Genomic DNA, 23,385 nt, shown 5'->3' on the forward strand with positions numbered 1-23,385 from the left:
GCTTTTAGTTGATAGATAATATTACCAATCCATGCTATCGATCTATATCAATCGACTTTAGTTTAAGTCTTAAATTCCTAAATCTTACAGAGCAAATTAACGATCTTCCAATACCGATTTTGAATTAAATTAATACCTTTAGGGGATGAGAGTAAGGTTTGTTTAAAATAAGAAGAGAGTGCGAAGCGATCGATAAATCCATAAATGTCCTTGGTTTCGAGGCGCATAGCGTTTCCCTATTTGACTTTGACAGAAAACATCTCCTGCCGAACCGAATGATATGCCGTAGAATGAGGTCATTGGCACAATAAGAATTGCGATCGCATCCTTAGAAGTAGAGTAGAAGTAAGATTACAGAATGCAGAGATTATTCAGCCAAATCTGGCAAGGGCTTAAGAATTTCTTCAAGCAGTTATTTAGTCTGGGAAGGACGAAAGCTTCCGGACGCTATCGGAAAGGAAAAAGCAAGGCGGAGGATGCGCCGTCGGGGCTTTCCGATACCGATTACGAATTTTTATTTAGCCAGTTGCTTGAAGGTGTAGCCCACGGCTGGCACGAAGGACGAATCCTTAAGTTTTTTCAACAACTTGAAGAACGAGGCAAGCAAAAAGATTGGGTGGCATGGTTAGAACGCTTCGGAGCGAGAGTTCTCGCCTCAAGCGCACCCAATCAGCAGCTAGCTGCCCGCATGATGCGTTTGGGCGAGCTAGCGCGCTCCTTTCCGGCGATCGAGCAAATTGGAGAGACTTCTTATTCTATCGGCAGACAACTATATAGTAGAAATGTCGGCAGCGTTATCTGGGAATATGACGGACCCGATCTAGAAATGCCCGCAGCGCCAACAATTTCCGAGACAAACGAAGGCAGGGAATTTGAGTCGGTAACGCCAGAAACTGAGGCTTATTCTGCTGATTCAGCAACAACAGAAACCCTGACGATAGAACAATTACTCGCCAGGTTGCAGCAGGATAGCAAGCTACTAGCGCAGATGGCTCAACAGTTAGGAGTTGAAACAAACGATCCTCAAGTTATTGTCGAGAGGCTGATCGAGCAGTTCCAAACCGCTCAGCAAGAGCTGGAAGGGTTGCCTGCGCCCGATACGGTAGAAGGCTGGTTCAATCGCGGGCTGCAACAAGCAAATTTGGGCGATCTCGAAGGCGCGATCGCCTCTTGGGAATATGCCTTGGCGCTCAACCCCAACCTCCCTCAAGCGTGGCACAATCGGGGTAGTGCCTTGGCGCATCTGGGCAGATTGGAAGAAGCACTCGCCAGCTATAATAAAGCCCTAGAACTCGATCCCAGCGACCCTCAAGCCTGGAACGATCGCGCCTATGCCTTGTTTAATCTGCGGCGGTGGGAAGAGGCGATTATGTGTTGGGATAAAGTCGTCGAACTGCAACCGAACTCTTATGAAAGCTGGTACAATCGAGGCGTTGCCCTAGAAAATTGGGGACGACTGGAGTCGGCGATCGCCAGCTATAATAAAGCCCTAGAAATTAACCCCGATTTTGAGTTAGCTAAATCCAAGCGAGATCGGCTTCAAAACAATCGTCCGAATGCTTAAAAATTCTCCACAAGAGAATGAACTGCAAAAGTTCCCTTCTAGTCGATAATTAAATGAGTATTAGAAAATACAGGTTCTCCTTTGGAGAATTAATTATCTAATCAGTGTTAGAAAACTTCGATCTAAGTCCGAATTCTCCCTATGAAAAAACTACTTGAGGGGTTGCAAAGGTTTCAAACTGGCTACTTTAGCTCCCACAGAGAACTCTTCGAGCAACTTGCCCACGGTCAACACCCCAGAATTTTGTTTATTACCTGCGCGGACTCGCGGATCGACCCCAATCTAATTACCCAAGCAGAAGTAGGCGAGTTATTCGTAATTCGCAATGCCGGCAATATTATTCCGCCCTTTGGGGCTGCCAATGGCGGAGAAGGTGCTTCTATAGAATATGCGATCGATGCGTTAGGGATCGAGCAAATCGTCGTTTGCGGACACTCCCACTGCGGAGCGATGAAGGGGCTATTGAAATTAAATAGCTTAGAAGAAAAAATGCCCCTGGTGTACAATTGGCTCAAACATGCAGAAGCCACGCGCCGAGTTGTCAATGAGAACTACAGTAGTTATATAGAGGGCGAAGAATTATTAGAGCTTACTATCGCTGAAAACGTTCTCAATCAGTTAAGTAACTTACAAACTTATCCGAGCATTCGATCTAAACAGCACCAGCAAAAACTATCTCTCCATGGCTGGATCTATCGCATCGAAACTGGGGAAGTATTAGCCTACGATCCCGTATTGCACGACTTTGTTCCTCCTCAGAGTCGTCTAACTTTTCCCGAACCGGAATACGTTCTGCATCCGAGTGCGCCACTTGCGCACTATGCCCCTTTTAAAGTGCCGGATAAGGTGCCGGATATCTCACCAATGTCTACACCAGAGACTAGATCGAGGATTCAAGAATCTTTGCCTGCGAGTAACGGAAACGGGAATAATCCTGTGGGCTATTCCCATTTATCTCCCGAACAGGCAGAACGCATTTACCGAGGTTCTCAGAGTAAAGTTCGATAATCAATACTCAGATCGAATTCATTGAATTAGCGATTGGTGGCTTCACAAAAATACACTATTCGCTAACGTCTCTTTTGCTTCTCTAGAGCCGATTGCAGGTGCCTGGACGGCTCGGCAAGCAAGCTACAACCAATAAGGAGCAGAAGATTCCCAGACACACGTGTTAGAGTTATTTTGCACAACTCTATAGCGCGATCGAACCCGCGAGCTAATCATTCACGCACAATAATACCATGATTGCTAAATCTAATTCTTCTCAAGAGCCTGGATTATCCTTTTCTCTCGATGATTTTGCTAAAGCTCTCGACCAACACGACTATCAATTTGCCAAAGGACAAATAGTACGCGGTACAGTCTTTGAACATACTTCCGAGGGAGCTTATGTTGATATCGGCGGCAAATCTCCCGGTTTCGTTCCTCTCAGAGAAGCGTCTGTAAAATCCGGAGTCTCCTTGGCTGAGAGTCTGCCGCTACGAGAAGAAAAGGACTTTTTAATTGTCAGCGGGCAAAATGAAGAAGGTCAGGTAACGCTGTCGCGCCGTCAACTCGAACTTAAAAAAGCTTGGGACAGCGTAAGCGAAATCGCTCAAAGCGGAAAATCGGTACAAATGCGAGTGACGGGAGTCAATAAGGGCGGCGTAACTGGGGAAGTAGAAGGATTGCGAGGATTTATTCCGCGATCGCATTTAATTGAAAAAGAAGACTTAGAATCGTTAGTCGGCCAATTGCTGACAGCAACTTTCTTAGAAGTCGATCCAGACAACAAAAAACTCGTCCTGTCTCAACGACAAGCTGCCCGCGCTGCCGCAATTAGAAAGCTGGAGACGGGGGCGCTAATGGAAGGTAAAGTCGTCAAAATACAACCCTATGGAGTATTTGTTGACCTGGATGGAGTAACGGGATTACTGCATATCAAACAAGTTAGCGGCTCTCCCATTGATTCTTTAACAACCTTATTTAAAATCGGACAAGAGATTAAAGTAGTCATTTTGGAGATCGACGAGTATAAAAATCGCGTTTCTTTATCGACTAAAGTCTTAGAAAGTTATCCCGGAGAAATTTTAGAAAAGCTTGACGAAGTTATGGAACGCGCAATCGAACGAGCCGAACAAGCTAGAACTAACCTTTCTAATCAATGATTAGTTATCATAAGCGGTAGTGGGTTGTCTTGATAATTTGTGACACAGATCGGGCCAAGAAGCTGCGATCGCGTTACTATTTCCATGTAGCCAGTAATACATTAGATGTCCATGGAGCCAGATTCACTACCAACAGAGGTGATTCTGACGCATCCGCGTCAGTTCCTCGGCAAAGTTTGTCTGGATTGGATGCCCCAGCCCGGCAACTATCTCGAATTGAAAGGAAAAACTTACGCTGTTCTAGAACGCCACCACCACTACCAATATAAAATCGGTGGCTACAGTTTGCACAAAATTTCTCTCTACGTTCAATCCGCCAAAAGTCCTGCAGAAAAAAGCCTTATCGATGGACGCTGGGTCGTTGGCGATGCAAGTTGTCGCTTTAATGCGAAATCGGAACTCCTGCGCTGTGCCGTTAATCCTGAAGGTCCCTGCAAAGGCTGTCGTTTTTACGAGCTGTTAAGTAAGTAAACTAAGTAAGTAAACATAATTATTGCTTAGATCGTAGTGCGTTCGCGTTCGCGTAGCGGAGTCGGAGGTTCTCAGCGGGTGCAAATCGCCTCACGGCTCATCCTACATTGATATCTAACTATACTGATATCAAATTATATAGATTTTTCTATATAGCCATCTGCGACAAAGATTTATTCACAAAAGTTTACAAAGTCTAGTAAGATATCCTTATCAACAGGTAAGTATTTATTCTTATTGCCATGATAGCGGATCGATTTCCCTGGCTTACCGCGATTGTACTGCTGCCGCTCGTTGCTTCCTTAGTTATTCCCGCGCTGCCCGATAAAGACGGCAAGCGCCTGCGGTGGTATGCCCTCGGTGTAGGGATCGCGGATTTTGTCTTAATGTGTTACGTTTTTTGGAAGCATTACGATGCAAGCAGCGCTACTTTTCAACTCGCGGAAAAGTATGCCTGGGTGCCTCAGTTAGGTCTGAACTGGGCAGTTTCAGTTGATGGGCTGTCTGCTCCGCTCGTGCTTCTGGCAGGATTGGTGACAACGCTTTCGATTCTTGCAGCTTGGCAAGTCGATCGCAAGCCTCGCCTCTTCTATTTCCTGATGCTCGTACTCTATTGTGCGCAGATAGGGGTGTTCGTTGCTCAAGATTTGCTGCTGCTGTTTATTATGTGGGAACTGGAACTGGTTCCCGTCTATCTGCTCGTCTCCATTTGGGGCGGACCGAAACGTCGCTATGCAGCAATGAAATTCTTGCTGTATACTGCAGGCGCTTCCATATTTATTTTAATAGCGGCACTGGCAATGGCGCTCTATGGCAACAATATGACCTTCGATATGGTCGAGCTTGCCATGAAAGATTACCCGCTTGCTCTAGAACTGCCGATTTATGCGGGATTGCTGATTGCGTTTGGTGTCAAGCTAGCTGTTTTCCCCCTACACACCTGGCTGCCTGACGCGCACGGCGAAGCCTCCGCCCCGGTATCGATGATCTTGGCTGGCGTGTTGCTAAAAATGGGCGGATACGGGCTGATTCGGCTCAATCTGGAAATGCTCTCCGACGCACACGTTTACTTTGCACCAATTCTAGTCGTTCTCGGTGTTGTCAACATTATCTACGGCGGGTTTACCTCTTTTGGCCAGTCCAACATGAAGCGCCGCTTAGCGTATTCGTCGGTTTCTCATATGGGCTTCGTCCTGCTGGGGATTGCGTCCTTCACCGATTTAGGAATCAGCGGGGCGCTACTACAAATGATCTCCCACGGTTTGATAGCAGCGGTACTGTTCTTCCTAGCAGGCGTGCTCTACGATCGCACCCATACGCTTGCCTTGGATGAGATGGGCGATATTGGTAAAGTCATGCCCAAAGTGTTTGCCCTGTTTACGGCAGGTGCGATGGCATCGCTAGCTCTCCCCGGCATGAGCGGCTTTGTCAGCGAACTCTCGGTCTTTGTTGGCGTGACGACCAGCGACATCTACAGCTCGACCTTCCGTACCGCGACCGTCTTCCTTGCCGCAGTAGGACTCATCCTGACGCCGATTTATCTGCTCTCCATGCTGCGACAGCTATTCTACGGCTCTAATGCAGCACCCGCATGCGTCCTGACCGACGCAGGTTCGGAGAATCAGGATGCGGTTTGCTTCGGCACGAACTGCGTCCTGCCTGCCGAGGCAAAATATAGCGATGCAAAACCGCGCGAAGTGTTTATCGCTGCTTGCCTCCTGTTGCTGATTATCGGCATCGGGTTCTATCCCAAGCTGGCTACGCAGATGTACGACGCGAAAACTGTGGCGGTGAACGCTCAGGTTCGCCAATCTTATGCCCAAATCGCGCAAGCAAATCCCAAAATCTATGCCAAAGGATTCTTATTTCCTAGAATTGCAGAGCCTGAAGTAGCTTCTGTTTCGGGAATGGTCGAGTAATCTTTAATCGAGCGATCGCTTTTGCAGGGGCGATCGCTTTTTGGTCTTTCAATAAACCTGTGGGTGAAAATAGATTTTCATCCTCGATTGTGAGAGCGCGCGCCATCATGCTCGTCTCTTGCTTCAAATCAGAAAATTTAATTCTTTCTTTTCCCCAGATCTTGCCCCTACCGAAGAATCGATCCCGATTCCAAAACTTTTAGCAGCATTTCTCCCATTTGCCGACAGCCGACTTGCTGCATTCGTGCCGACATAATATCTCCCGTCCGATAGCCCAACTCCAGAACTTGGGAGACGGATTCTTCAATTTTATTAGCCGCTTGGGGTTGATTTAAGCCGTAGCGAAGCATCATAGCGGCGCTGAGGACTTGAGCGAGGGGGTTTGCCTTATCTTGACCTGCAATATCGGGCGCAGAACCGTGAACGGGTTCAAATACGCCGGGACCGTCAGCCCCCAAACTCGCAGAGGGTAACATGCCGATACTTCCCGTCAGCATTGCCGCTTCATCGGAGAGAATATCTCCAAACAAGTTCCCCGTGACGATCGTATCGAATTGTTTGGGGGCGCGAATTAGCTGCATGGCAGCGTTGTCTACATACAGGTGAGAAAGTTCGACATCGGGATAGTCTTGTGCGATTTTGGTAACGCGATCGCGCCACAATTGGGAAACATCTAGCACGTTTGCCTTATCCACCGAGCATAGCTTGTTCCTGCGCTTTCTGGCGATTTCAAAAGCAACCTTGGCAATGCGATCGATTTCCGACTCGGTATACGCCATCGTATTCACGCCTCGCCTTTCTCCCGTCTCCGTTTCAAAAATCCCTTTGGGCAGCCCGAAGTAAATCCCTCCGGTTAATTCTCGAACTACCATAATATCTACCCCTTCTACCACCTCTCGTTTGAGGGTAGAAGCGTCGATCAGTTGCGGAAAAATCGTCGCAGGTCGCAAATTGGCAAATAGTCCTAAGCCTGCCCTCAACCCTAACAAGCCAGTTTCCGGGCGTTGATGGCGCGGGAGATCGTCCCACTTATAGCCGCCAATGGCAGCCAGGAGAACCGCATCGCAACTGCGACAGCATTTCAACGTCTCTTCTGGTAGCGGCTCTCCCGTCTCATCAATTGCCGCACCGCCGATAAGGGCTTCTTGAAAATCGAATTGAATCTCAAATTGCTTGCCAATGACTTTCAGCACCTCTACCGTTACTGCCAAAATTTCGGGGCCGATGCCATCGCCAGGAAGTAAGGTGATTCGGTATTGCTGAGTCATGGTTGAGTTCTAAATCTGCTCGATGTCAATTTATTATCATATCCTATTTATTCCCTCGAAACCTGCTTTAGATAATGCTCGAACCGCTCTCGCAGTTGTTCGACCGTCAGATTCTGAGTCCAATACTCCACTAGGGCATGACCGAATGCCCAAGCATTGCGATCGGGCGAGGCAGGGGTTTCCAGCAGCAACAGCCAGAGGGAGCGCAAGTCAAAGTTGAGCGGGTTTTCACTTGCATTCAAAAGCGAGAACAGCTCGTAGGCCATCTGAAGCTTGCCAATGACGACGGGTAGCTGTTCGACTGGTATTTGCTCTGCTAGCAGATAAGCTAGGTTGGGAGATCCGGTGGACAGCGTGGAAATGAACTGGAGAACGGGACTTTTAAGCAGGGCAGTCAACCTCTGGGCGGTTGCCATTTGAAAGGTGTAGCGATCGATAATCTTGGCGGCAGCAACAGTACGAGCTTCCAGGTTTCTTAAGAAGCGGGCGAGACGGAGTTGCTTGGCAGGCGCGATCGCGTCTACTAATGCCAACGAGAGCGCGTCCGCACCCCAGGCAACTCGACCCGTTTTGAAATCCCCCGTCACGACAGGCAGAACCAAATCGCACAAATCCCCCAGTAACTGAGCGCGATATTCGGTAGCTTCTCGAATCGCTTTTTCCTTTGGGCGATCGCCCCATTGCCAATCGTAGGGAGGTTCCCACTCGCGGATGGGGCGCAGGCGATCGACTTGGGTAACGACCGCGATCGCAGGCAGATCCGTCACTTGTGCTTTGATGTCTTTGAGAAAATCCACGTCCATTTGCAAGGCAGGATCGAGGGCAGGCGTAACTAACAAAAGTAAATCTGCATGGGTAGCACAGTCCAACACTTGCTCCCGCAGTTCCCCACGGTTTACCTGTTCGTACCCTGGCGTATCCCAAAGGGTCAGCGTTTCTCCGGTTTGGGTTTGCCAGTGGTAACTGCCAATGCGATCGGTACTGGGCAAAACATCGACTTGTGTCAGTTCCGACTGAAATAGGGTATTGATCAGACTGCTTTTTCCAGCTCCCGTTCGCCCCGCCAGCAAAATCTTGACGGGTTTTTGCTCGACTGCTTCAATGGGTTCGGCACGAGCTAGGATTTCTTGCAGGGTTTTGGTTTTCGCCTTGGGTAACGTCGGCATAGGAGAGGGTGCCAAAGTTGGTGGGGTAGTGCTGCCGTAGAGCGAGATCGCCTGCCGATATAAGTTTCTCAAAGCCGCTTCTCGGAGCAATTGACTTAAATTCACCAGCAATTGCTCAGTAGCGCGATCGCTCGAACGCTGGCTCGCTTGTCTTGCCAATGCCGCCGCAGGATTCAAGAACCATTGCGCCCAGTTCCACACTTGCAAAAGTTTCCGCGCCGATGGCTCCAACTTTTGATAGCCTTCGTAGGCTTGGTATACTTGTCCGACTGTAACTTGATTGAGGGCAGGAGATAAGTTTTGTATCCACCTATCCAAATCGTCTACTGTTCCCCGAATCAATCCGTAAGCTTGGGGAACATAAATATTCAACAGGGGATATTTAACTTCAGGATTGTAGATCTCAGCGATCGCAGCGACAAGTTCCTGGCATCGCTTCCAAAAGGTTGACCAGTCTTCCCAGATGGGGCGATCGTTGTGTGCTGCTTTGAGAATTTCTTGGAGTGCTGTTTCTGCTTTTTTAGCAGCATCAGTATCTGCCGATAGCTTTATCGTGTCTTCTACAGAAGATTCTAGTTCTTCTTCGGCTTCTGCGATAGCCGCTTCAACCTGCGCCATCTGCGATCGAGTCCACTTGACCAATAGCCAACGCCAGCCTACGAATAGAAGCGTGAATACCCCCCAGATCCAGTTAATGCCCCATCGATGAATTTGCCACCCCGCCGCTATTAGTAAGAAAGCGACGATCGTGACGAGCGGGATTGCTAATACTATCCACTGCCACGGTTTTAAACGCACCATTGTTCCGTACCTGCCTAGCTCGAACGTCTCATAGGATTATTTCTGGTCTAACACACTTGCGATCGGCGTTAGTCTGCCTGTGGCAGGAAACCTCTCGCGATCGACTAAAGTTTTGAAAAAATTAGATGATCGGGTCAACAATTTGCTACACTCCAACTTTTAGAGATTGGGAATGGGGAAGGGAATTGTGAAGTGGCTGATGACGAACGCACAGAAAACTTAAAACACATTCATTCGAGAGACTTTTCGTGGTCGTTCTGGTTCGTTGTACCAATATATCCATATGGCAGGCGGCGAACGATTCGTCACGAGGTCATCAAGGATAGGATTTGGACTTTCGATCAGATCCAGGGCATCTTTTATGTGGTCGTGCCCATTCGCATGACCGTCGTTAAGCTAGAGGAAGGGGGACTGCTCGTCTATGCACCCATTGCGCCTACTCCAGAATGCATTCGGCTCGTCAATGAGTTAGTAGCAGAACACGGCGATGTTAAATACATTATCCTGCCAACGATCTCCGGTCTAGAACACAAGGTTTTCGTCGGTCCCTTTGCCAGATATTTTCGGAACGCACAAGTTTTTGTGGCTCCCAATCAGTGGAGTTTCCCGATCGATCTTCCGTTAAGTTGGCTTGGCTTTCCTGCCAAACGCACTCAAGTACTTCCAGAAGATAGTAGCAAAGCGCCTTTTGCCGAACAATTTGACTACGCGATTCTGGGTCCTATCGACTTAGGACTGCGATCGTTTGAGGAAGTTGCCTTGTTCGACAAGCGATCGCGCACTTTACTTGTTACAGATTCAGTGGTTTGCGTCCCAGAAGATCCGCCCGCGATCGTGCAATTAGAACCATACCCTTTGCTATTTCATGCCAGAGACAAGGCGACCGACCCGATCGAAGACACTCAGGAAAATCGCCGTAAGGGATGGCAGCGCATTTCTTTATTTGCATTGTACTTTCGAGCGAGCGTGCTAGAAGTTCCCACATGGGGTGAAGTATTTCTCAACGCATTTAAAGCTAGCGATCGCTCAAAAAAAGCTTACTTTGGTTTATTTCCCTTTAAATGGAAAAAAGACTGGCAGCGATCGTTTAATGCCCTACGAGGAAACGGTCGTTTGTTCGTAGCACCGATTCTACAGACGCTCATTCTCAACCGCGCACCTAGAGAAACCCTCGCTTGGGCTGATAAGGTGGCGAGTTGGAACTTTGAGCGCATCATTCCCTGTCACTTTGACTCGCCCATTACAGCAGAACCGCAGCAGTTCCGCCGAGCATTTTCTTTTCTAGAGAAGCTCCCTTCTGTCAGTGCGGGCTTGTTCGCGAGTAGCACATATCCTTTACCAGAAGAGGATTTTAAGGCACTTAAAGAAATCGATGAAGGTCTAACCAAGCGTGCGATCGTGCCGCCACCCAAGGAGAAGGTGTAGGTTGAGTCTAATACCAATTTTCAGGTTTTCGCGATCGACATCCTTCTCCCCTCTCCCAAATAGGGAGAGGGGTAGGGGGTGAGGGCGATCGACTGTCTGTGTCATTAATGAATGAAAAATGGTATGACACTTGTTGGTTTTATAGACTCAAATTTAAGGATAACCTGAGTTTTCCCTTCTGCCTTCTGCTATCGCGATCGCGCCTACTCCTAAAACCGGAATTTTTTGAGAACGCAGGAGATTGGCTGCCTCTCTAACCGTCGTTCCCGTTGTATAGATATCGTCGATTAATAAAACAGGCTCTTTGGGACGGCGTTTTTGCAAGTCTTTCCCCAAAATAAAAGCCTTGCTAAGATTATTTTCTCTCTCTACAAGAGAATTCAAACCGAACATGGGTTGTGTGTCTCGTATTCGTTCCAATCCTTTGACTTGCAAACTATGTCCGGTCAATCGGCAAAAACTTTTTGCAATTAATTCGGCTTGATTAAATCCTCTTTGTTGCAATCGCTTTTGATGTAAGGGAATGGGAATAACGATAAGTTTTTTAGGGCGATCGCGCCCAGGCGCATTGAGCCATGCTTCCCCTAACCAATATCCCATTAATTCTCCTAACTGGGGAGAATTGTTATATTTTAATGCCGCGATCGCCATCTTTAATTTTCCGCTATAAATCCCCCAAACAAATAGAGGTAGATCGCCAGACCAAAATTGACAGGGATTTTGGAAACGACAGTTGTTTAGTTGTTGTTGGCAGTAGTGACAAATATACTCGTCAGCCGAGCGATCGCATAAAGGACAGTTAGATTTAAGAAATAGAGAAAACCAGCTTTTTATCATGAAAAAAAATCTCGATGCGATCGCGCTAAGGGAGCAAATAGTATTAAGATTTCTTACTGGCACGTTGCTTCAGAATCTTTCTCAAAAATCGTTAGCTGTTGGGGTTGACAGCGCTGAATCTGAATGCTGATTCCACGCGCTCCTTCTTCTTGCAGATCCTCGATATAGTCGCCGTAGAGACTTTTAGCTTCTTCCTCTGCGTCAAAAGGGCCAAAATAGTACGTACATTGAGGAGATTGAGTATCTATTTTGACCCACCATCGATTTTGCGCCCAAGACCTAAAGTAATAAACAACTAAAGAAAAGAGGGTGAAATATAGACCGAATAGAAGTATGCCAAGCATTGAAATGGCTCCCGCACTATCTTAAATATGTCTGTCCATAGTTTTCCCAGGCGGACTCCCCAATTTTTACTATCTTAGATAGAAAAGCTTTTTCTTGAGAACCAAATCATGCAATTTTTGCAACAATCAATTGATGAGTAGCAACCATAGCGCGATCGCAACTGACTGTCAATGGCAAGTAATAACAATTTTCAGGTTTTCGCGATCGACCTTGTTCACCCCTCTCCCTATTTGGGAGAGGGGTTGGGGGTGAGGGCGATCGACTATCTGTGTCATTAATGAATGAAANAATCGTATAACCTTATAAGTCCAGCAAAGTTTTGAGATACCATGTTAAAAAGTTTATGATTCACCTGTTAAATTTATGACTTCAGTAAACACCGATAAAACAGGCAGCGATAAAGTCCTTGAGGCAATGAAAAATTTTGCCGAACAGTACGCTAAGCGTACTGGTACCTATTTTTGTAGCGATCCCTCCGTTACAGCAGTCGTAATTGAAGGACTTGCAAAACACAAAGAAGAGTTAGGTGCCCCCCTATGCCCTTGCCGTCACTATGAAGATAAGGAAGCTGAGGTAAAAAATACCTATTGGAACTGTCCTTGCGTACCCATGCGCGAGCGGAAAGAATGTCACTGCATGTTGTTTATCACGCCAGATAACGAGTTTGCTGGCGACAAGCAAGAGATAGATCTAGAGTACATAAAAGAAGTCCGTGCAAGTATGGCTTCCTAAGGACAGTAATGCCACCGCAAGCGTTTTGGCAAGGTGTTGAAGAATTTAATCGGCAGGAGTTTTATGCCTGTCACGATACCCTAGAAGCTTTGTGGATGGAAGCCACACAAACGCAAAAAAATTTTTATCAAGGAATTTTACAAATTGCTGTTGGCTGCTATCACCTGGGAAATTATAACTGGCGTGGAGCAGTCATTTTATTAGGGGAAGGAATTAGGCGCCTGCGAGACTACCAACCCATCCACGAAGGCATTGACGTAGAGCGGTTAGTGGAACAGAGCGATCGCTTGCTCAAAACATTACAACAAATAGAGCCAGATCGAATTGCCGAGTTTGTAGAACGCTTAGACCCCTCAAAAAAGAGTGACGAAAATTTAACTTGCAGCTTGCCAAAAATAATCGCAATTGAGAACGAGCGAGTGTAAGTTAAGAAACTGGTAACAGGTCGTTAGTAACGGGTAACCGATTGATTACACTAGACTTATCTCCACACTCAGTTGGTCGCTATGTCTATCGCTCGCAAACACCGCTCGTCTTTTCTTTTGGGACTGCCAATTTTTTTGGGTAGCATTATGGCTACCTCTGGTTTGCCGACAAATGTTCAAGCTCAAACCTCGCCCTCGTCGGGAAACGCTATGACCGTCCGTTCCGATATTCAGGAGGCAAACTCGCGCACGGGAGTAATTACGGCGCGAGGTAACGTACAGGTAAATTATCCAGCTAGAAAAATTCAAGCCACCGCCGCGCAGGCACAATACTTTAGCCGAGAGCGTCGTCTGGTTCTGAGCGGGAATGTTTACGTCTTGCAAGAAGGCAATAGCATGAGAGCAGAAACGATGACTTATCTAGTCGATGAGGGGCGTTTTATTGCGACTCCGCAAGCCAATCAACAGGTAGAATCGATTTACCTCGTTACCGATCCCGAAGCGACTTCTTCCGATCCTGTCAAGGTTCCGCCCGGTCCGTCGCTCAATCCCCAACCCTAAGAACCTCCGATTGAAAATTTCTAGATATCGTGACACTCATCCTGGAGAACATTCATAAAGCTTACGGCAGACGATTCGTCGTCAATCGGGTCAATCTTCAAGTGGCACCGGGCGAGATTGTGGGCTTGCTCGGCCCCAACGGTGCTGGAAAAACAACGACGTTTTACATTGCGACGGGTTTAGTTAAGCCAAATGAGGGGAGAGTCTGGCTCGATCGCAGGGAGATCACTGCCCTACCCATCAACGAGAGAGCGCGTTTGGGGATCGGCTATCTAACTCAGCAACCAAGCATTTTTCGCTATCTCAACGTGCGGGAGAATATTGAATTAGCCCTAGAGCAGACCGGCGTACCGTTTCGTCACAGAAGCGTCCGCCTGTACGAATTACTCAAAGAGTTTCGCCTCGAAAGAGTGGCTGAGACGAAAGGCTTTCAAGTCTCTGGGGGAGAACGGCGGCGAACAGAACTGGCAAGAGCGCTAGCCGTAGGATTGGAGGGTCCGAAATTTTTATTGTTAGATGAGCCGTTCGCTGGAGTCGATCCCATTGCCGTCGCCGAAATTCAGGCAATTATCGGTCAGTTGCGCGATCGCGATATCGGTATTTTGATTACCGATCATAACGTGCGAGAAACTTTGGCAATCGTCAACCGCGCCTATATCATGCGCGACGGTCAAATTCTTGCCTCTGGAAGCGCTGAAGAACTCTACAATAATCCCCAAGTTCGGCAATATTATTTGGGAGACAAATACTACCTCTAAACGCTAAATATAAACAGAATGACATAACCGTTAATAGGATGAAGATAGGTGAATATCACTGGTTTAAAAGGCGAATTCCTGGCTTATCAGTCATGGATCGCTACATTATCGGCGAGCTGTTGTTACCCTTCCTGTTCGGAATGGGTTTGTTTACGTCGTTAGGCATCTCAATCGGCACTTTATTCGATCTCGTTCGCCGAGTCACCGAATCCGGCTTGCCGTTTAACATCGCGATTCAAATCCTGTTGCTGAAAATACCAGCCTTCGTCGTCTTGGCGTTTCCGATGGCAACCCTCTTGGCAGCGCTAATGGCTTACAGTCGCCTTGCGAGCGATAGCGAACTGATTGCCTTGCGTAGCTTGGGTCTTAGCGTCTATCGACTGGTGATTCCAGCCCTAGCCCTCAGCTTGGCGATCGCGGGGTTAACCTTTTTTGTCAGCGATGTTGTTACTCCTGCAGCCAATTATCAAGCTACTGTGACGCTCAAAACGGCGCTGAACGACAAACAACCCGCGTTCAGAGATAGAAATATGATTTTTCCCGAATACAAAAAAATCGAGCTGCCAAATGGCAATAGACGAAATGTTCTCTCGCGGCTGTTTTATGCAGAAGAGTTTGATGGCGAGCAAATGCGAGGGTTGACGATTCTCGATCGCTCTCAAGAAGGAATCAACCAAATTGTAACCGCGCGATCGGCAACTTGGAATTTTAACGAAAATATCTGGGATTTTTTTAATGGAACTATCTATGTAATCGCGCCTGACGGTTCCTATCGCAATATCGTTCGCTTCAAACACCATAAATTGGCATTTCCCAGAGCACCTCTCGATCTCACTCAAAAGCGAGATCACGAAGAAATGAGTCTCGCCCAAGCGCGAGAGTATCTAGAAATCGTCAAACTTAGCGGCAACGAAGAGAAAGTTCGCAAGCTAGAAATCCGCATCCAAGAAAAACTAGCCATTCCCTTTGCCTGCGTCGCGTTTGGGCTGGTAGGAGCCGCTCTGGGCCTTCGCCCTCAAAATGCCAGCAGGGCAACCAGTTTTGGCATTTGCATCGGATTGATTTTTGGTTATTACATGTTATTGGTTTTGACGCGATCGATAGGGACTAAAGGGCTTGTATCGCCGTTTATGGCAGCTTGGCTGCCTAACTTTTTAGGGCTGGCTGCGGGAGGATTTTTATTATTCCGCTCCTCTAAGTGAGAGAGTGGGGAGAGTGGGGAGTGTGGGAAGTGTGGGGAGATGGGGAACAAAGGGGCAAGGGGACAATTAACTACTAACTACTAACCACTGTACGGGCGGGTCGATCTAAATTGAAAATATTCTACCAATTTTCAGGTTTTCGCGATCGACATCCTTCTCCCCTCTCCCAAATAGGGAGAGGGGTTAGGGGTGAGGACAATCGACCATCTCTGTCATTAATGAATGAAAAATGGTATTAGAGATTTACTCACACCTACTGCAAAAACCCGCCCCTACGATCGATCCTTTCATCGAATTACTGGTAACTGCCTCCTGCCTTCTACCCTATAAGGTTCCAAATCCCTTCTTCTTCTTCTCTTTTTTCTTCTTGGGTTTAGAACTGCCGCCAGCATAACCGCGAAAACCTGGCGGTGGAGTTTGTCCGCCCATGCCGCCAAACATTCCTCCCATACCGCCCATTCCAGGCATTCCGGGCATAGCAGGCATTCCGCCTCGACCCATTTGCTGCATCATGTTGCGCATGCGGGTAAAGTTGGAAACGAGCTTGGTAACATCCGATTCCTCGTAGCCGGAACCTCTGGCAATACGACGACGGCGACTGGGCGATTTTGCCAGTAAATCGGGGTTCGCCCGTTCCTCCGTTGTCATGGAGTTGATCATCGCTTCGGTGCGCTTGAGTTCGGTTTCGCCTTTCTCGATATCGGCACCGCTAAGCTTACTGAAGCCCGGAATCATTTTCAAAAGACCGCCCAGAGACCCCATATTTTTGAGCAGTCGCATTTGCTTGAGAAAGTCGTTGAAATCGAATTTGGCTTCTAAGATCTTCGACTGCATCTTTTCGACATCGGCGATGTCAATTTGTTCTTGGGCTTTTTCTACCAGCGTCAGAACGTCGCCCATGTTGAGAATGCGCGAAGCCATGCGATCGGGATAAAACGGTTGCAGCGCCTCGACTTTTTCCCCAACGCCAACAAATTTAATCGGTTGACCGGAAACTTGCCGTACCGATAGGGCAGCCCCGCCGCGCGTATCCCCGTCTAGTTTAGTAAGAATGGCTCCAGTAATGCCAATTTGTTCTTGGAAGGTACGGGTTAGGTTAGCTGCCTCTTGACCCGTCATCGCATCCACGACCAGTAGCGTATCGTGGGGGTTAACCGTGGCTTTAATGCGGGCTAATTCCGCCATCATATCTCGATCGATCTGCAAACGTCCGGCAGTATCGATGAGAACGGTATCGACTCCCATTTCTTTGGCTTTTTCTACCCCAGCGCGGGCAATTTCTACCGGGTCGGCATCGCTGCCCATCTCGAAGACGGGAACGTCTATCTGCTGACCGAGGGTAATTAATTGGTCGATCGCGGCAGGTCGATACACGTCGGTCGCCACCATCAAGCAAGTTTGGTTTTGCTTGCGCAGGTACAAGGCGAGTTTAGCTGTAGCGGTGGTTTTTCCCGTCCCTTGCAATCCTGCCATCAGGATGACGGTAGGTGGCTTATCGGCTTGGGCGAGGGGAACGTTGCTTTCCCCCATTACTTTAACTAATTCGTCATAGACAATTTTGATAAATTGTTGACCTGGGTTAACCCCAGAAATCACTTCAGCACCGAGTGCTTTTTGTTCAACTTCGGCAACAAAAGTTTTTACGACTTGCAGGTTGACATCGGCTTCTAGGAGGGCGCGACGTACCTCTTGAAGCGCATCTTGAATATTCGATTGACTAATTTTGTTCTGACCGCGCAGTTTTTTCCAGGCATCTTCTAGGCGTTCGGCAAGAGCATCAAACATAAAGCAGTATTTAGCGTTATTAGTTTCTCTACTGTAGTGGTTAGGCTTCTTACCAGAATAACGTTTTTAGGGTCTAGTATGAGGCTTGTCTCTTTCCGGTAGTTCTTGGAGACAAGGCAATTAGGAGGAATAAAGGCGATGGGATTTGTTATTCTTGGAGGTGGTTGCTCAAAAGATGTAGAACCCTATATTTAGATAATTTTTCAACTTCTGTCCGCCTATTAAAAATCTCTAGAAATCGTCGAGGCAGCCGAAACTATGACAAAGACCAATCGCCGAACCTTCCTGTTGGATTTTGAAAAACCCTTATACGAATTAGAAGCTCGGATTAACCAAATCCGGGAACTCGCTGAGGAAAATAATGTCGATGTCTCTGAGAAAATCGTCGAGTTAGAAAATCGAGCCGAACAATTGCGCCAGGAAATTTTTAGCGCCCTAACCCCCTCGCAACGCCTGCAACTAGCGCGTCACCCTCGCCGTCCCAGCACCCTCGACTATATCCAAGCGATGAGCGACGAGTGGTTCGAGTTGCACGGCGATCGCGGCGGTTATGACGATCCGGCGATCGTAGGTGGCATCGCTCGCTTAGATGGACGACCCGTAACGATCTTGGGACACCAGAAAGGTCGAGATACCAAGGATAATGTCGTTCGCAATTTCGGCATGGCTTCTCCGAGCGGTTATCGCAAAGCTCTGCGCCTGATGGAACATGCCAACCAGTTTGGCATGCCAATTATTACCTTTATCGATACGCCGGGAGCATGGGCGGGAGTAGAAGCCGAAAATCGAGGGCAGGGAGAAGCGATCGCTTATAACCTTCGGCAAATGTTCGATTTTGAAGTCCCGATTATCTGCACCGTTATTGGCGAAGGCGGTTCTGGCGGCGCTTTGGGGATTGGGGTCGGCGATCGGCTCTTGATGCTAGAGCATTCTGTTTACACGGTAGCTTCTCCGGAAGCCTGCGCTGCCATCCTCTGGAAAGATGCTAAAAAATCAGATCGGGCGGCCGTGGCGCTGAAAATTACTTCCTCAGACTTAAAAGAATTGGGCATTATCGACGAGATCGTACCAGAACCTTCTGGTGGCGCTCACTCCCATCCCCTTGAGGCAGCAGCGCTTCTCAAAACCGCCCTACTGGAAAATTTAGAAAAACTCTCGCAAATGTCCCCTGGGCAGCGACAAGAACTGCGCTATCAGAAATTTCGTCGCATAGGGGCTTTTGAAGAATGCCTAGAATAGAAAATAGGTTGATTAATAGAATTTAAGAAAGTTAATATCGATAAAGCGGGCATTGCCCGCTCTATTGGGCAAACGGGAGATCGTCAAGCTCCCAATCCCATCGAGATAAACTTTTAATAGGCAGGTCAATCAATTAAACCTGCATTGCTACTACTTTTGTAAATTCCGAGAGGATAGACAGCGCCATGGGATTATTCGATCGCCTTAGCCGAGTTGTCCGAGCTAATCTTAACGATATGGTAAGCAAGGCTGAAGATCCAGAAAAAGTTCTGGAACAAGCCGTTATCGATATGCAAGAGGACTTGGTGCAGCTACGCCAAGCCGTTGCTAGGGCAATTGCGGAGCAGAAACGTACCGAGCAAAGGTACAACCAAGACCTAGGAGAAGCCAACAAGTGGGACCAACGGGCGAGACTCGCTCTTTCTAAAGGAGACGAGAACCTAGCTCGCGAAGCTCTGATGCGCAAAAAATCCCATATGGATACGGCAACCGTTCTCAAACAGCAACTCGAGGGGCAAGTCGCTCAAGTCGATAGCCTCAGAAAGAATTTGGTGGCTCTAGAAAGCAAGATTTCTGAAGCCAAAACCAAGAAAAATATGCTTCAGGCACGGGCTAGAGCGGCTAAAGCCAACGAAGAACTGCAAAAGACTCTGGGCAATATCGATATCAACAGTGCCACGGGAGCCTTCGAGCGCATGGAGACCAAAGTGCTAGAAATGGAAGCTCGCTCTCAGGCATTTGGGGAATTGAGCGGTTATGGTATAGAACAACAGTTCGCTCAGTTAGAAGCGGGCAGCGACGTAGACGACGAACTGGCAATGCTCAAAGCTCAGATGATAGAAGGGTCGAAACCTCCAGAAGCCTTACCTCAAGCTTCAGAAACTAAATCGTCTTCTGCCTCCGACTCGGTTGTCGATGCCGAGCTAGAAGAACTGCGCTCGAAGCTCAAAGATGTATAGAGACTAAGGAGTAGGAAATGGGGAAACGATAGCGCTTTCCCGTTACCTGCCCCTTATTTTTCATTTTTTTGAGAAGCGAGAACGGCTAGCTGAGATAATTAATAATCGAGCACAAAAGAACCAATAACTGATATGGGTAGTGTCCTAGAAATCACAGATACTGAATTCGAGAAAGAAGTATTTAGCGAAGACAAACCCGTTCTCGTCTATTTTTGGGCGAGTTGGTGTGGTCCTTGCCGCCTAGTCTCGCCGTCAATCGATTGGGTTGCCAATACCTACAGCGATCGCTTAAAAGTCGTTAAACTAGAGGTAGATGCTAATCCAGATGCAGTTGCTAAATGCAAGGTCGAAGGCGTTCCTGCCCTCAGACTTTTCAAAGACAAAGAACTTGTGAAATCGCACGAAGGCGCGATCGGCAAACAGCAACTCCAGACATTGGTGGATGGTTGTCTGAATTAAGTTATTGGTTATTAGTTATTGGTTAGTAGAGTTTTGCCCTAACTAATAACTACCAACAACTAACGATTAACCAACATCTCACAAAAATGAAATTCGCCGAACGGTTAAAAGCCATACAAACCAACGTGTTTGCCGATATGGATCGGGCGAAGGCAAAGGCGAGGGCAGCAGGAAAAGAAATTATAGACTTGTCCCTGGGTTCGTCCGACTTGCCCGCTTCAGACCATGTTATTGCCGCGATCGAACAGTCGCTGCACGATCCCAGCACTCACGGCTATTTGCTCTATCACGGAACGCAAGCGTTTCGAGAAGCCGTGGCTCGCTGGTATACTAACCGATTTGGCATTCCCGTCGATCCGGCAACAGAAGTTCTTTCCCTGATTGGCTCCCAAGAAGGAACGGCGCATTTGCCCCTAGCGCTGCTCGATCCGGGAGATTTTGCCCTACTCCTCGATCCCGGCTATCCTTCTCATGCAGGCGGCGTTTATCTCGCTGGCGGACAGATTTACCCGATGCCGCTATGGGCAGAAAATCAATTTTTACCCGTCCTCGAAGACGTTCCTACACCAGTTCTCGCACAAGCTCGCATGATGGTGCTGAGCTATCCCCACAATCCTACCAGCGCGATCGCGCCTTTGTCTTTTTTCGAGCAAGCGGTCGATTTCTGTCGCCAGCATAACCTCGTCCTAGTCCACGATTTCCCCTACGTCGATATCTTTTTTGACCAGACGAATCCTCCCCCGTCGATTTTGCAAGCCGATCCTCATAAAGAAGTTTCTATAGAATTTTTTACCTTCTCCAAGTCTTACAATATGGGCGGGTTTCGCATCGGTTACGCGATTGGCAACCCTCAGCTCATTTTGGCACTCAGACAAATCAAAGCCGTCGTCGATTTTAATCAATATCGAGGCATTTTACAGGGAGCGATCGCAGCTTTAGAAGGTTCTCAAGCATCGGTCAAAGAAACCGTTGCCACCTTCCAAAAACGAAGAGATGCTTTCATTGGTGCCCTGCATCGCATTGGCTGGCAAGTCCCTACACCCAAAGCTACCATGTATATCTGGGCAAAATTACCCGAACCCTGGCAGAATAACTCTGTCGAATTTTGTACCCGATTAGTCGCTGCCACTGGAGTAGCGGTTTCTCCCGGTTCGGGATTTGGAAAATGCGGCGAAGGTTACGTTCGTTTTGCCCTCGTACAAGAACCAGAAATTTTAGAAATCGCAGTCGAAAAAATAGCCGGATTTTTACAAAGAGAGTAGATAATTGGTTGGGAGAAAGTTATTCTTTGGCATCAGACAAAGAGTAGTCTCTCTAAGGTGATTGACCGTAATGCTAAGCGATTGACTGTCAGCCGTCCGCGATCGTCTTCACCAATTCTGGTAAGGTACATAGTAAGTTTTTGCTGAAATAACGAGTTTGGCTACTAAAATACCTACATAAACCTCCATAAACCTCAAAGAATATATTTACTTTTGCTATAAAAGACAAAGCGGAGTTGGACGAGAATAGTTATGTCTTCCCCCTCGATAATCGGAACCACATCCAGCAAGATATTTAATGTCAAGAGTCTTTTTATTCTTGCCTCTATAGGGATTCATGCTTTTGTTCTAGGAGTAGGATTGCCAATCTTCCCAAATACCTGGCAAAAAGACAAATCAACGAACCCGCGAGAAGTGGGATTAATAGAATTAAACCCCGCCGAGCAAAGCCGTTTGCCGAATCTCGATCGGCCCTCCTTAGAAGACATACCGCAATATCCCAATCCATCTTCTCTCAATGGCTCCTTTTTCGACTCATCTTCTCTGCCTTCTCTGCCACCATCTTATCCCAGCACGAGCAATCTTCCTTCTCTGCCGCCTCCTCCCGATACCATAGCGCTTGGCAATAACTTACCCGTCGTCGTTCCTCCGCAACAGTCAATACCAGCCTTGCCGTCTTTGCCGAGAGCATTGCCCTCACCGAGTACATTGCCCACTTTACCCTCCCAACCACCTAACTTCCAATATCCTCCCACCTATCCCTCCAATACCTCGACATCGACACCGATTCAGCCCCCTCCAATTAACGAACTCAGAACTCAAAGACCCGATTTCGGCGAACTCAGACCGCCAATTCCGGCTGATGAATTGATTAATAGGAGAGATTCTGTCGTTACTAGAAGCGGTACGCCAACGGACAATCCTGCTGAAACCTCTCAACAGGCAATGGTTAATGGCAATGGAGGACAAACCAATGCCGCAGTCAATGATAGAGCAGCCCTGCAAGAGAGACGCATCAAACAATTAGTTGCTGAAAACATCCGAGGGGCAGAGAGTCTCATCGCGGATAAAGAAAATACGACCGACGAAGAAGCTAGGGAAAATGAGGTGAACTGGAGAGTCAGGGTAAAAGTCGCGCAACCGACAGAGATTACCCTTGAAGGAACGTATCCGAAAGCAGCTTGTATGAGAAAGCTAGAAGGGACGACCGTTTATGGCGTAATGGTCAATTCCCAAGGAAGAGTGGCAAGTTCTCCGTACCGTCCCTATTTAATCAGAAGCGCGGGCTATCCCGTTCTAAATCAGCAGGCACTCAATGAGATTAAAGAGCGCAGTTTCACCAATCAAACCGGACAAACGCAACCTTACCGAGTAGTCGTGAACTATAAATACGATCCAAAGGTATGTCCGTCTTTAGCTGTAGCCCCACCAGAGTCTACCGAGAATAAACCGACTGGAGAACCGTCGGCAACGCAAAAACCCACCCCACCAGCTACCCCCGGAAAAGCACCAGAAGCGACTGGTGCAACCACCACGCCCGCACCCGAACCAGCAACCGGAGAAACGACGCCACCGACGCGCAATACCTGGCAACAGGTGCCACAAGAGACTGAGGCGACTACTACACCCGCACCCAAACCAGCCCCAGCAGAGACGACACCACCGACGCGCAATAGTTGGCGGCAAGTTCCGCAGGAGTCTGAGGCAACTACCACGCCCACTCAGTCTAAGCCACAACAGGAAAGCCTCAGCCCTGCGCTAACGGCTCCTCGGAAAACTCCAGAAGCGAATGAGACAGAAACATCGATCAAGCCCAAGCCACAATGGGAACCTGCTCCTGCATCTGCAAGCTTTAGAAAGAACCCAGAATCTCGCCCTCTCGGTACGGTCGCTCCTCGGAAACTTCAAGAAGATTCTAATAATTCTCGCGAAACCTCTTCGGACGAGCAAAAGCAATCAACGGAAGATAACGATTGATTATTAGAAAATACAAGAGAATTTTCTCTTTCTTTTTTTACCAAAGAAATGCGATCGCTTCTCATCTTTTCTTATTTTTATTA

23 protein-coding genes are annotated in these 23,385 nt (G+C 47.9%); 16 read left to right on the top strand and 7 right to left on the bottom strand.

From position 1 onward, the window contains the following. Positions 1-162 precede the first annotated feature (162 nt). Positions 163-300, bottom strand: coding sequence for a hypothetical protein (locus NIES593_RS24070; protein ID WP_175561093.1), 138 nt, complete (start codon positions 298-300; stop codon positions 163-165). Positions 301-358: 58 nt separating this feature from the next. On the opposite strand from NIES593_RS24070, the gene NIES593_RS10290 reads away from it, so the two are divergent. From NIES593_RS10290 to NIES593_RS10310, 5 genes are all read left to right on the top strand, one after another. Then, a complete protein-coding gene (locus NIES593_RS10290; protein WP_073599499.1) occupies positions 359-1,564 on the top strand; it encodes a tetratricopeptide repeat protein in 1,206 nt (401 codons plus the stop codon). A 141-nt stretch (positions 1,565-1,705) separates the two neighbouring features. Next, a complete protein-coding gene (locus NIES593_RS10295) occupies positions 1,706-2,572 on the top strand; it encodes a carbonic anhydrase (RefSeq protein ID WP_073599500.1) in 867 nt (288 codons plus the stop codon). Positions 2,573-2,805: 233 nt separating this feature from the next. Then, entirely contained in the window at positions 2,806-3,711 is a 906-nt protein-coding gene (locus NIES593_RS10300; protein WP_073599501.1) for a S1 RNA-binding domain-containing protein, read from the top strand. Positions 3,712-3,822: 111 nt separating this feature from the next. Next, positions 3,823-4,182, top strand: a complete 360-nt coding sequence (locus tag NIES593_RS10305) for a DUF6464 family protein (protein ID WP_073599579.1) — start codon at positions 3,823-3,825, stop codon at positions 4,180-4,182. Positions 4,183-4,424: 242 nt separating this feature from the next. Beyond that, a complete protein-coding gene (locus NIES593_RS10310) occupies positions 4,425-6,101 on the top strand; it encodes an NAD(P)H-quinone oxidoreductase subunit 4 (RefSeq protein ID WP_073599502.1) in 1,677 nt (558 codons plus the stop codon). A gap of 167 nt (positions 6,102-6,268) precedes the next feature. Here the strand turns inward: NIES593_RS10310 and leuB are convergent, their stop codons facing one another. Together leuB and NIES593_RS10320 are read right to left on the bottom strand one after the other, a co-directional pair. After that, positions 6,269-7,369: a 3-isopropylmalate dehydrogenase gene (gene leuB, locus NIES593_RS10315; RefSeq protein ID WP_073599503.1), complete on the bottom strand. Its 1,101-nt coding sequence runs from the start codon at positions 7,367-7,369 to the stop codon at positions 6,269-6,271. Positions 7,370-7,416: 47 nt separating this feature from the next. Continuing rightward, on the bottom strand, positions 7,417-9,336 hold the full coding sequence (locus tag NIES593_RS10320; RefSeq protein ID WP_073599504.1) for a GTPase family protein: 1,920 nt from the start codon (positions 9,334-9,336) through the stop codon (positions 7,417-7,419). A 192-nt stretch (positions 9,337-9,528) separates the two neighbouring features. Here NIES593_RS10320 and NIES593_RS10325 point away from each other — a divergent pair, with 192 nt between their 5' ends. After that, positions 9,529-10,761 carry a DUF4336 domain-containing protein gene (locus tag NIES593_RS10325; protein WP_073599505.1) on the top strand — a complete coding sequence of 411 codons (1,233 nt, stop codon included), beginning with the start codon at positions 9,529-9,531 and terminating at the stop codon, positions 10,759-10,761. On the opposite strand, the gene NIES593_RS24075 is transcribed toward NIES593_RS10325, so the two are convergent. Genes NIES593_RS24075 through NIES593_RS10335 form a run of 3 tightly spaced genes read right to left on the bottom strand, consistent with a single transcriptional unit; the run spans position 10,717 to position 11,942 of the window. Then, complete coding sequence (locus NIES593_RS24075) at positions 10,717-10,866, bottom strand: hypothetical protein (protein WP_175561094.1); 150 nt, start codon at positions 10,864-10,866, stop codon at positions 10,717-10,719. The genes NIES593_RS10325 and NIES593_RS24075 overlap by 45 nt on opposite strands. Positions 10,867-10,914: 48 nt before the next feature. After that, positions 10,915-11,598 (bottom strand): ComF family protein, encoded by a 684-nt coding sequence (locus NIES593_RS10330; RefSeq protein WP_073599506.1) that lies wholly within the window; start codon positions 11,596-11,598, stop codon positions 10,915-10,917. 53 nt (positions 11,599-11,651) lie between these two features. Further along, positions 11,652-11,942 carry a DUF1816 domain-containing protein gene (locus NIES593_RS10335; protein WP_073599507.1) on the bottom strand — a complete coding sequence of 97 codons (291 nt, stop codon included), beginning with the start codon at positions 11,940-11,942 and terminating at the stop codon, positions 11,652-11,654. Positions 11,943-12,306: 364 nt separating this feature from the next. Between NIES593_RS10335 and NIES593_RS10340 the strand changes: the two genes are divergently transcribed. The 5 genes from NIES593_RS10340 to NIES593_RS10360 all read left to right on the top strand — a co-directional run bounded on the left by NIES593_RS10340 (position 12,307) and on the right by NIES593_RS10360 (position 15,621). Then, positions 12,307-12,675, top strand: coding sequence for a ferredoxin-thioredoxin reductase catalytic domain-containing protein (locus NIES593_RS10340; protein WP_073599508.1), 369 nt, complete (start codon positions 12,307-12,309; stop codon positions 12,673-12,675). Positions 12,676-12,683: 8 nt separating this feature from the next. Further along, positions 12,684-13,100 carry a DUF309 domain-containing protein gene (locus NIES593_RS10345; protein WP_073599509.1) on the top strand — a complete coding sequence of 139 codons (417 nt, stop codon included), beginning with the start codon at positions 12,684-12,686 and terminating at the stop codon, positions 13,098-13,100. Positions 13,101-13,181: 81 nt separating this feature from the next. Continuing rightward, positions 13,182-13,661, top strand: a complete 480-nt coding sequence (locus tag NIES593_RS10350; RefSeq protein WP_073599510.1) for an LptA/OstA family protein — start codon at positions 13,182-13,184, stop codon at positions 13,659-13,661. Positions 13,662-13,690: 29 nt separating this feature from the next. Then, complete coding sequence (gene lptB / locus NIES593_RS10355) at positions 13,691-14,419, top strand: LPS export ABC transporter ATP-binding protein (RefSeq protein ID WP_073599511.1); 729 nt, start codon at positions 13,691-13,693, stop codon at positions 14,417-14,419. A 38-nt stretch (positions 14,420-14,457) separates the two neighbouring features. Beyond that, positions 14,458-15,621, top strand: coding sequence for an LptF/LptG family permease (locus NIES593_RS10360; RefSeq protein ID WP_073599512.1), 1,164 nt, complete (start codon positions 14,458-14,460; stop codon positions 15,619-15,621). A 324-nt stretch (positions 15,622-15,945) separates the two neighbouring features. On the opposite strand, the gene ffh is transcribed toward NIES593_RS10360, so the two are convergent. Then, positions 15,946-17,406: a signal recognition particle protein gene (gene ffh, locus NIES593_RS10365; protein WP_073599513.1), complete on the bottom strand. Its 1,461-nt coding sequence runs from the start codon at positions 17,404-17,406 to the stop codon at positions 15,946-15,948. 258 nt (positions 17,407-17,664) lie between these two features. Between ffh and accA the strand changes: the two genes are divergently transcribed. From accA to NIES593_RS10390, 5 genes are all read left to right on the top strand, one after another. Then, positions 17,665-18,645, top strand: coding sequence for an acetyl-CoA carboxylase carboxyl transferase subunit alpha (gene accA, locus NIES593_RS10370; RefSeq protein WP_015142285.1), 981 nt, complete (start codon positions 17,665-17,667; stop codon positions 18,643-18,645). A gap of 185 nt (positions 18,646-18,830) precedes the next feature. Beyond that, positions 18,831-19,604 carry a PspA/IM30 family protein gene (locus tag NIES593_RS10375; protein ID WP_073599514.1) on the top strand — a complete coding sequence of 258 codons (774 nt, stop codon included), beginning with the start codon at positions 18,831-18,833 and terminating at the stop codon, positions 19,602-19,604. 132 nt (positions 19,605-19,736) lie between these two features. Beyond that, positions 19,737-20,063: a thioredoxin family protein gene (locus NIES593_RS10380; RefSeq protein ID WP_073599515.1), complete on the top strand. Its 327-nt coding sequence runs from the start codon at positions 19,737-19,739 to the stop codon at positions 20,061-20,063. A gap of 86 nt (positions 20,064-20,149) precedes the next feature. Then, positions 20,150-21,325, top strand: coding sequence for an LL-diaminopimelate aminotransferase (locus tag NIES593_RS10385; protein WP_073599516.1), 1,176 nt, complete (start codon positions 20,150-20,152; stop codon positions 21,323-21,325). 252 nt (positions 21,326-21,577) lie between these two features. After that, complete coding sequence (locus tag NIES593_RS10390; protein WP_073599517.1) at positions 21,578-23,302, top strand: TonB family protein; 1,725 nt, start codon at positions 21,578-21,580, stop codon at positions 23,300-23,302. Positions 23,303-23,385: the final 83 nt, after the last annotated feature.

It is taken from the genome of Hydrococcus rivularis NIES-593 (assembly GCF_001904635.1).
In the GTDB taxonomy this organism is placed as follows: Bacteria; Cyanobacteriota; Cyanobacteriia; order Cyanobacteriales; family Microcystaceae; genus Hydrococcus; species Hydrococcus rivularis.